At 59.6% G+C, this 6742-nt stretch carries 6 protein-coding genes; 2 read left to right on the top strand and 4 right to left on the bottom strand.

Annotated features, from left to right (window positions below; translation table 11 throughout):
- Positions 1 to 215: 215 nt before the first annotated feature.
- Positions 216 to 962 carry a glucose 1-dehydrogenase gene (locus tag G9X64_RS22085; protein WP_168312845.1) on the bottom strand — a complete coding sequence of 249 codons (747 nt, stop codon included), beginning with the start codon at positions 960 to 962 and terminating at the stop codon, positions 216 to 218.
- Positions 963 to 1068: 106 nt separating this feature from the next.
- Between G9X64_RS22085 and G9X64_RS22080 the strand changes: the two genes are divergently transcribed.
- Entirely contained in the window at positions 1069 to 1413 is a 345-nt protein-coding gene (locus tag G9X64_RS22080; RefSeq protein WP_168312846.1) for an ArsR/SmtB family transcription factor, read from the top strand.
- Between the two features lie 230 nt (positions 1414 to 1643).
- On the opposite strand, the gene G9X64_RS22075 is transcribed toward G9X64_RS22080, so the two are convergent.
- Positions 1644 to 2081 (bottom strand): hypothetical protein, encoded by a 438-nt coding sequence (locus tag G9X64_RS22075; protein ID WP_246271002.1) that lies wholly within the window; start codon positions 2079 to 2081, stop codon positions 1644 to 1646.
- Positions 2082 to 2233: 152 nt separating this feature from the next.
- On the opposite strand from G9X64_RS22075, the gene G9X64_RS22070 reads away from it, so the two are divergent.
- A complete protein-coding gene (locus G9X64_RS22070) occupies positions 2234 to 3217 on the top strand; it encodes a phosphotransferase enzyme family protein (protein WP_168312847.1) in 984 nt (327 codons plus the stop codon).
- Between the two features lie 605 nt (positions 3218 to 3822).
- On the opposite strand, the gene G9X64_RS22065 is transcribed toward G9X64_RS22070, so the two are convergent.
- Complete coding sequence (locus G9X64_RS22065) at positions 3823 to 5529, bottom strand: adenylate/guanylate cyclase domain-containing protein (protein ID WP_171377382.1); 1707 nt, start codon at positions 5527 to 5529, stop codon at positions 3823 to 3825.
- 296 nt (positions 5530 to 5825) lie between these two features.
- A complete protein-coding gene (locus tag G9X64_RS22060) occupies positions 5826 to 6707 on the bottom strand; it encodes a LysR substrate-binding domain-containing protein (protein WP_168312849.1) in 882 nt (293 codons plus the stop codon).
- Positions 6708 to 6742: the final 35 nt, after the last annotated feature.

The raw sequence follows: 6742 nt of genomic DNA, 5'->3' as shown, positions 1-6742 counted from the left end.
AGCCATGCTCGCTTTGGCCGCAACAATCCTATGGCTCAGATAAGTGTCCACAGCTCCTAAAGCGCGTCGCGAACTTTCAGATTCGCTCTTCGCGCTTTAGGTCTTTGTTTTTACGCATGTCGTTGCCGCAAAACCGCTTTGCGCAACATGCTCTAACTGTTTAATTCAGAACAGGATTCAGGTTTGAGGCCGACCCGGCCTCAAATCATCCTGCGTTAGCGGAAACCGCCGCTGGCGGCCAATCGTTCGCCGGTCAGCCAGCGGGCATCGTCGGAAGCGAGGAAGACGGCGACGCCGGCGATATCATCCGGCTGGCCGATACGGCCGAGCGGCGTCTGGGCGACGATGGTCTGCTCGAAATCCGAGCCGATGACGCCGGCCGAATGCGTGCCCTCGGTTTCGACCATCCCCGGCAGGATGGCGTTGACCCGGATCTTGCGCGGGCCGAGTTCCTTGGCAAGCACGCTGTTGATGCCCTCGACGGCCCCCTTCGTGCCGGTGTAGACGGCAGTGGCCGGCGGGGCGAGGCTGGTGACCACCGAGGAGATGTTGATGATGCTGCCGCCCTCGCCGAGATGCTTGACCGCTGCCTGCGTGGTCAGGAGAACGCCGAGAACGTTGACGTCGAAGATGCGGCGATATTGCTCCTCGGTCACCTCCTCAATCGACGCGAATTCATAGACGCCTGAATTGTTGACCAGCACGTCGAGCTTGCCGAACTCCTTGACCGCCGCATCGACCAATCCCTGCGCCTCAGCGGCTTTCGAAACATCGCCCTGCACCGCGATGGCTTTGCCCCCGGCCGCGCTGATCGCCTCAACCACGGCGTCGGCTCCCGCCTTGCTCGATGCGTAATTGACCACCACTTGCGCGCCTTCCGCCGCGAGTGCCTTGGCAATCGCAGCACCGATTCCCTTGGAGGCGCCCGTTACGACGGCGACTTTTCCTGTAAGCTTAGCCATTTCTCGTTCCTTCAGATCTGGATAGCCGCCGGAGTGGCGAGCTTGTTCCATAGTTCGGAAATTCGGAACTATTGATCTCGATGTCAAGGGGCGCTATATAAAATTCATGAGACCGCTCTTTCACCCAGCTCTGGAGGACATCAAGCCCGAGGCGATCCTCTATGCGCTGTCCGATCCGGAGCGCGTTGCCATCTATGCAAAGCTTGCCGGCGCCAGCGGTAGCGGAACGTGCTCCGCGCTTGCCGATCTCGGCGACCGCGTCATCCCAAAGTCATCGCTGTCCAACCATTTCAAGGTGCTGCGCGAATCCGGGCTGATCATGAGCGAGCGCCAGGGTGTGGAGATGCGCAATCAAACGCGCTGCACCGAGTTGGACGAACGCTTCCCGGGCCTGATCAAGGCCATCCTGACGGCTTACGGCCAGCTTCCCGGGCAGCCGAAGACGGACTGATCGCCCGTAGAGCAATTCCAGGAAAAGTGCGAAGCGGTTTTCCGTCCGGAATTGCGTGAAAACAAAGAGATAGAACAGCATAGCCCCCAATGGCCGCTGCCGACCGAGGTTCGCCTAGGTGCTTGCAGGCGGCACGAATGGTCGCATGGATCCAGTCGCCCGTTCCACCGACGACGGAGCTGGCCCAGGCTTTGCCGATGATCGACGGGATCGATATCGCTGGCCTTAGCTTAATTCTTGATCACATTGATGTTGACGGTGACGTCCTTGATGGTCCCCTCCCCGTAGGACACCCTCACCTTGTACATGTCACGTCCAGAATAGCCGCTGTTGGAAGTATAGTATTCCGACACGCCGAGAGATTTCCTGGAATTGCATTTAATACGGATGCCATCCTTGTAATTTGAATAAATATTCTCTTTGACGAATTCAACCGAGCCATGCGCCGGGGCTTCCACCAATTTTATATTGGCGATTGTTGCAGCCGTGCAGTCTTCATTCAAATTGTAGGACTGGCCCATCTTTGTCCGCTCTCCACTCAGAGCCCGGCTGTGATCCTCGGAAATAGCAACACCGTTACTATTGGTGACACATCCAGACAGACCGAAAACGATGGAAAGGACAGAAATCGAAATAGAGTTTTCTTTCAAAAATCGCGAAGCCTGCATTTTGTTTTTCATCTCTTGGTTTTATTAATAGCGCCATTCAGCTTATCCAATCAGCAGTTCATTGCAATCGCACGTGCCTGCGGCCGCCACCGCCTTCATTGTCTTTTCACCGCGGAAGCAGCCTGCCAGCAAAGCCCGATGGTACAGCGCCCATGCTCGACTTTAATCCGCTCTATTCGACCCCGCAGGTTGCGGCCATCGAACAGTTCATCGATCGGCATTATCCGCTTGCTGGGCCGGTTTCCTGCCGGATGCTGCAACGCGGCTTGAATGATGTGTATCTGGCCGTTGCAAGCAACGGCGAGCGGTATGTGTTCCGGCTTTCCCATCGCCGCGCCCGTGGTCCGGCCGACGTCAAGACCGAAACGGCGTTCTTGGCGCACCTTGCGCAATCAGGCGTTCCGGTCGCAGCACCCATCCCGACACGCGAGGGCAGCTTGTTCGCTGAGGGACAGGCGCCGGAGGGCGTGCGCCAGGCCGTGCTCTTCCGGGAGATCGGAGGCCGCAAGCCGGATACGACGGATTCCGGCGATGCACGGGCCAACGGCAAGACCCTTGCTTTGATGCACAACGCCGCCGAGACATTCCAGCCGGACGGAGCGCTCTATCGGCTCGACCTCGAACACCTGCTGCATCGGCCTCTCGCCCGCATATGCGACAGCGGCGTCGTGGAGGACGCCGAGGTCCGCAGCGAACTTGAAGACATCGCTGCGCGGACCGCAAAGGCGATCGAAGCCTTCGGCGATTTGACGCCGACTTATTGCCATGGCGACTGTCACGGCTTCAATGCACGGATCAACGACGCCGGCGAAGCCGTCTTTTTCGACTTCGATGACGGCGGTCCGGGATACCTCGCTTACGACTTGTCGGTGTTCTTGTGGGCGCAAACATCCTTCCGCCGAAGGTCGACCGACATGTGGGACGCCTTCATCGATGGCTATCGAACCGTCCGGCCGATCACGCCCGACGACTTCGAAGCCGCCCATCGCTTTGTGATCGTCCGCCACATCTGGCTGATGGGCGAATATGCCAGCCGGGCCCAGGAATGGGGAAGCGAGGCTGTCGGTTGGATCGCCCGGGAAGCAAATTTCCTCAAGACGTGGGAGACCGAGCGATGTGTCGATCGGCTGTTTTGAATTCAGGCCTGCTCGGCAGCCGGAGCATCGGGGTAGCAGCCCCAGAGGTAGACGAAGACAGTGCCCCACAGCGGGCGGTGCGCCGGCGCGGTCGGCGATCGCTTCGACCTTCGCCCGCTTGGCCTGGTGCAGATTATGGGACGCCCGAGAAGGTCGATACATGGGAACTTGTCGGAGACATCAGCACTTAGGGGCCACCGACCCCTGTTGGCCCTAAGCGGACTTCTTTCGTTATCGAAGGTTAAGGCTGCCTTGCGCCCTCGGCCGTTGAAGCATACCTTGCACCTGCTGGAAAGCAGACATCGTCTGGTTTCAAGGTAACGGCATCTATGCGCCGCCGATAGCGGAAGTAAGCGTCGTCGCCTTCATGTCTCCGCGAAGCTACCTAAATGTTTCGCAAAGCATCCTGTCTTCATTCTGGGCTACGGGCTCATCGCCACTATGACGCAAGGCGGTCCAACGGAAAAGTCATGCAAGACTCGGACTGATTGACGCGTTTTGTTTAGCGTCTGAAAGCTTGGCACTGCGATCCGGACCGCCGCTCTCGCGCAGCGCATATCCGTCGATAAAGTTCTCGAACGCGTCGCGATTGTTCTCACCCGCTGTCACATCTCCGGCAGGCCGGCCTTTCGAAAGCCGTCGACAAAGTGGTCTCGTACAGATGCATCGCGCAGCGGTTGGGAACTGAGCCAATGGCCGATCGTGAAATGAGGGTGGGCGATCAGGAACAATTCTGCTTCTCGCCGCGCCTCCTCACGGTGGCCCAACTGCGCAAGCGTAGCAGCCAGGAATTTGCGTGAGTTGGTACGATACGTGTCTTTCCTGCGAAGCGTAGCGGCTGCCGCCTCATAGTCATGCGCGGCGTATTGCGCCTGCCCAAGATGACAAAGATACCAGCAGGCTGGGTAGGGATTGAGCCGCAGAGCTTTTTCGATTTGCGCCAGTCCGTCGGCAACCCTGCCGTCCAGCACGGATATGTCCGACATGGCGGCCCAGGTGTCGGCGTGGTTGGGGTCCAACTCCAGGGCCTTGGCGAAGGCGGCCTCCGATTCCTCCCATCGCCGCTCATAAGCCAAAATGGTCCCCAGAACGTAACGGCAGCCGGCATCGTTGGGATCCAGGTCGACCGCCTTCTGCGCGAACGTCGCCGCCATCCGACGGTTAGGATCTTCGGGCTCGCCGAAATGAGTCCAGGCAAGCCAACGGTTATAGGCAAGCAGACCGAGCGCCTCGGCATATGATGGCTCGAGCTCAACCGCGCGTTGCAGCAGCATATAGGCCTCACGCTCAGTTTGCGGCGACTCTTCCGTCAGAAGGCGGGCGCGCACACACAGATCGTACGCCTCAAAGTTCTTCGGCCGATTGCGCGGCGTCGGGATGGTCAGCCGGCCGACGAGGGCTTCAACAATCTTGGCGTTAACTTCATCCTGTAGTTCGAAAACATCTTCCACCGTCCTGTCAAACCGGTCGGCCCACAAGTGCTGGCCGGCAAGCGTGTCGACCAATTGGGCATTGATGCGGACACGGCCCATTGCGCGTCTGGCGCTCCCCTCGAGGACATAGCGGACGCCGAGTTCCTGGGCGACCAGCCGTACGTCGACCGGCTTGCCCTTGTAAACGTACACGGAATTGCGCGCGATGACGAACAGACCAGCCGTACGGGAAAGGTCGGTGATCAGGTCTTCGGTCAAGCCGTCGACGAAAGGCGCGTCCGCTTCATCCCCACTCATATTCGTGAACGGCAATACAGCGATCGAGGGACATTCGGGCAGCGGCAATATGCTCTGCAGCGCATCCGGCCAATGCCACACGTGGACCGGGCGAGTCAGGTTCTTCAGGTAGCGTTCGCCTGCATCAAAGAACCGGTCGCTAATCTTGCCGTCGATCTCGCCGTGAACATTCGCTGAAATGCAGATACCTCCCGGTGCGGCCTGCGTCTGGAGGCGCGCCGCGACATTGACGTCGTCGCCGAGGACGTCTGAACCGTCGTCAATGACATCTCCCAGATTGACGCCTACACGCAAAAGCAGGCGCCGGTCTCCGGAAGCCTCAACAGCGGTGGCGGCCCGTTGCATTTCCAACGCTGCTGCGACCGCGTCCACTGCGCTACCGAATTCGATTAGGAATCCGTCGCCCATGACCTTGAAGATGCGACCGTGGTGGCGCATCACAGCCGGCTCGATAACGCCGGAACGGAGTTCCCTGAGGTTCGCCAGCGTTGCGGCTTCATCAGCCTCCATCAGGCGTGAATATCCCACCACATCGGCAACGACGATGGCAGCAAGGCGACGCTGAAGAGAGTGATCCGCCATGTGAGGACAAGCCTAACGACTGAATTCGTAAGTTATTGTTCAACCGCGGGTGAGTCAACAAGTGGTAAAGAGGTAATGTCCAGGCGATCTCCACCTCCATCGAGCCGTCATCCTTCTTTGTGACCGACGGCTTCCAGGTGGACGACACGGAAATGAGTATCCACGGAAAGCGGACGGTTCTTGAAAGTCCGGTGATGGGCGGCGAGCGGGGGCCCCGGCGGAAGTGCCCCAACGACTGCTCCTGGGCGCAAACTTGCCGCAGCTGGTTCATTCCTTGAGCGATGGCTGTCCGACCATCAGCTCTGCACCTTTGACCGCAGCCAGTCCTGAAGCTTGTCCACCGCTTCGGACTTCCGATATCGCGGCTTCACCAGATAGAAGTGCGACCGCGCTCTGAGGGCGCCGTCGAAGACCTGTCTCAGCCTGCCCGCCTCGATGTCGGTCGAGACGAAAGCGCGGGTCGCCACGGCAATGCCCTGTCCGGCGATGGCAGCTTCGATCGCGTGCGATGTCTGGGAGAAGCTGATGCCCCGAAACAGGGTGGGATCGCCGCCGCCGAGGAAGCGATCGATATATTCGGGCCAGGAATTATGGGCATCGTGAAGCAGCGTGTAGTTCGAGAGTTCTTCCGCATTCTCTGGCTCGGCTCCCTCGGCGACGAGGCTCGGATTGCAGATGGCAATGATCTCCTGCTCGAACAGCAGCTCGGCGGCGAGGCCGGGACCGAACGGGGGGCTGCCATATCGGACGGCGAGATCGACGCCGTCTGCCTGGAAGCTGGAAATGCGGTCCGTCGCCAGGATGTGGAGATCGAGATCGGGATGCCTCGAGGTGAAATCCGGAAGACGCGGGATCAACCATCTCGAGGCGAAGGTCGGTGTCGTGCTGACCACCAGTTTGACCGGCTGAGGCTTCAGGTTCGCCGTCGCGTTTGAAAGCAGTTCGAAGGCGCGCCGGACGTCGGCGACATAGCTTCGCCCCTCGCCCGTCAGCGCCAATGACTTCGGCAGGCGCTCGAACAATGTCACCCCGAGTTCCGCCTCAAGCCCTCGCACGTGCTGGGCAACAGCGCCTTGCGTGACGCCGAGCTCTTCGGCCGCAAGCCGGAAGTTCAGATGTCGCGCCGCCACGTCGAAGGCCTTGAGGCCGTTGAGGGAGGGAAGATTGCCGATGGACATGGACGTTCGATAGTTTTTCTACTGGGACATTTCAC

This window comes from Rhizobium sophorae (genome assembly GCF_013087515.1).
In the GTDB taxonomy this organism is placed as follows: domain Bacteria; phylum Pseudomonadota; class Alphaproteobacteria; order Rhizobiales; family Rhizobiaceae; genus Rhizobium; species Rhizobium sophorae.
Note: the sequence above shows the minus strand (reverse complement) of the source record. Positions and strands in the feature narration are given on the sequence as shown.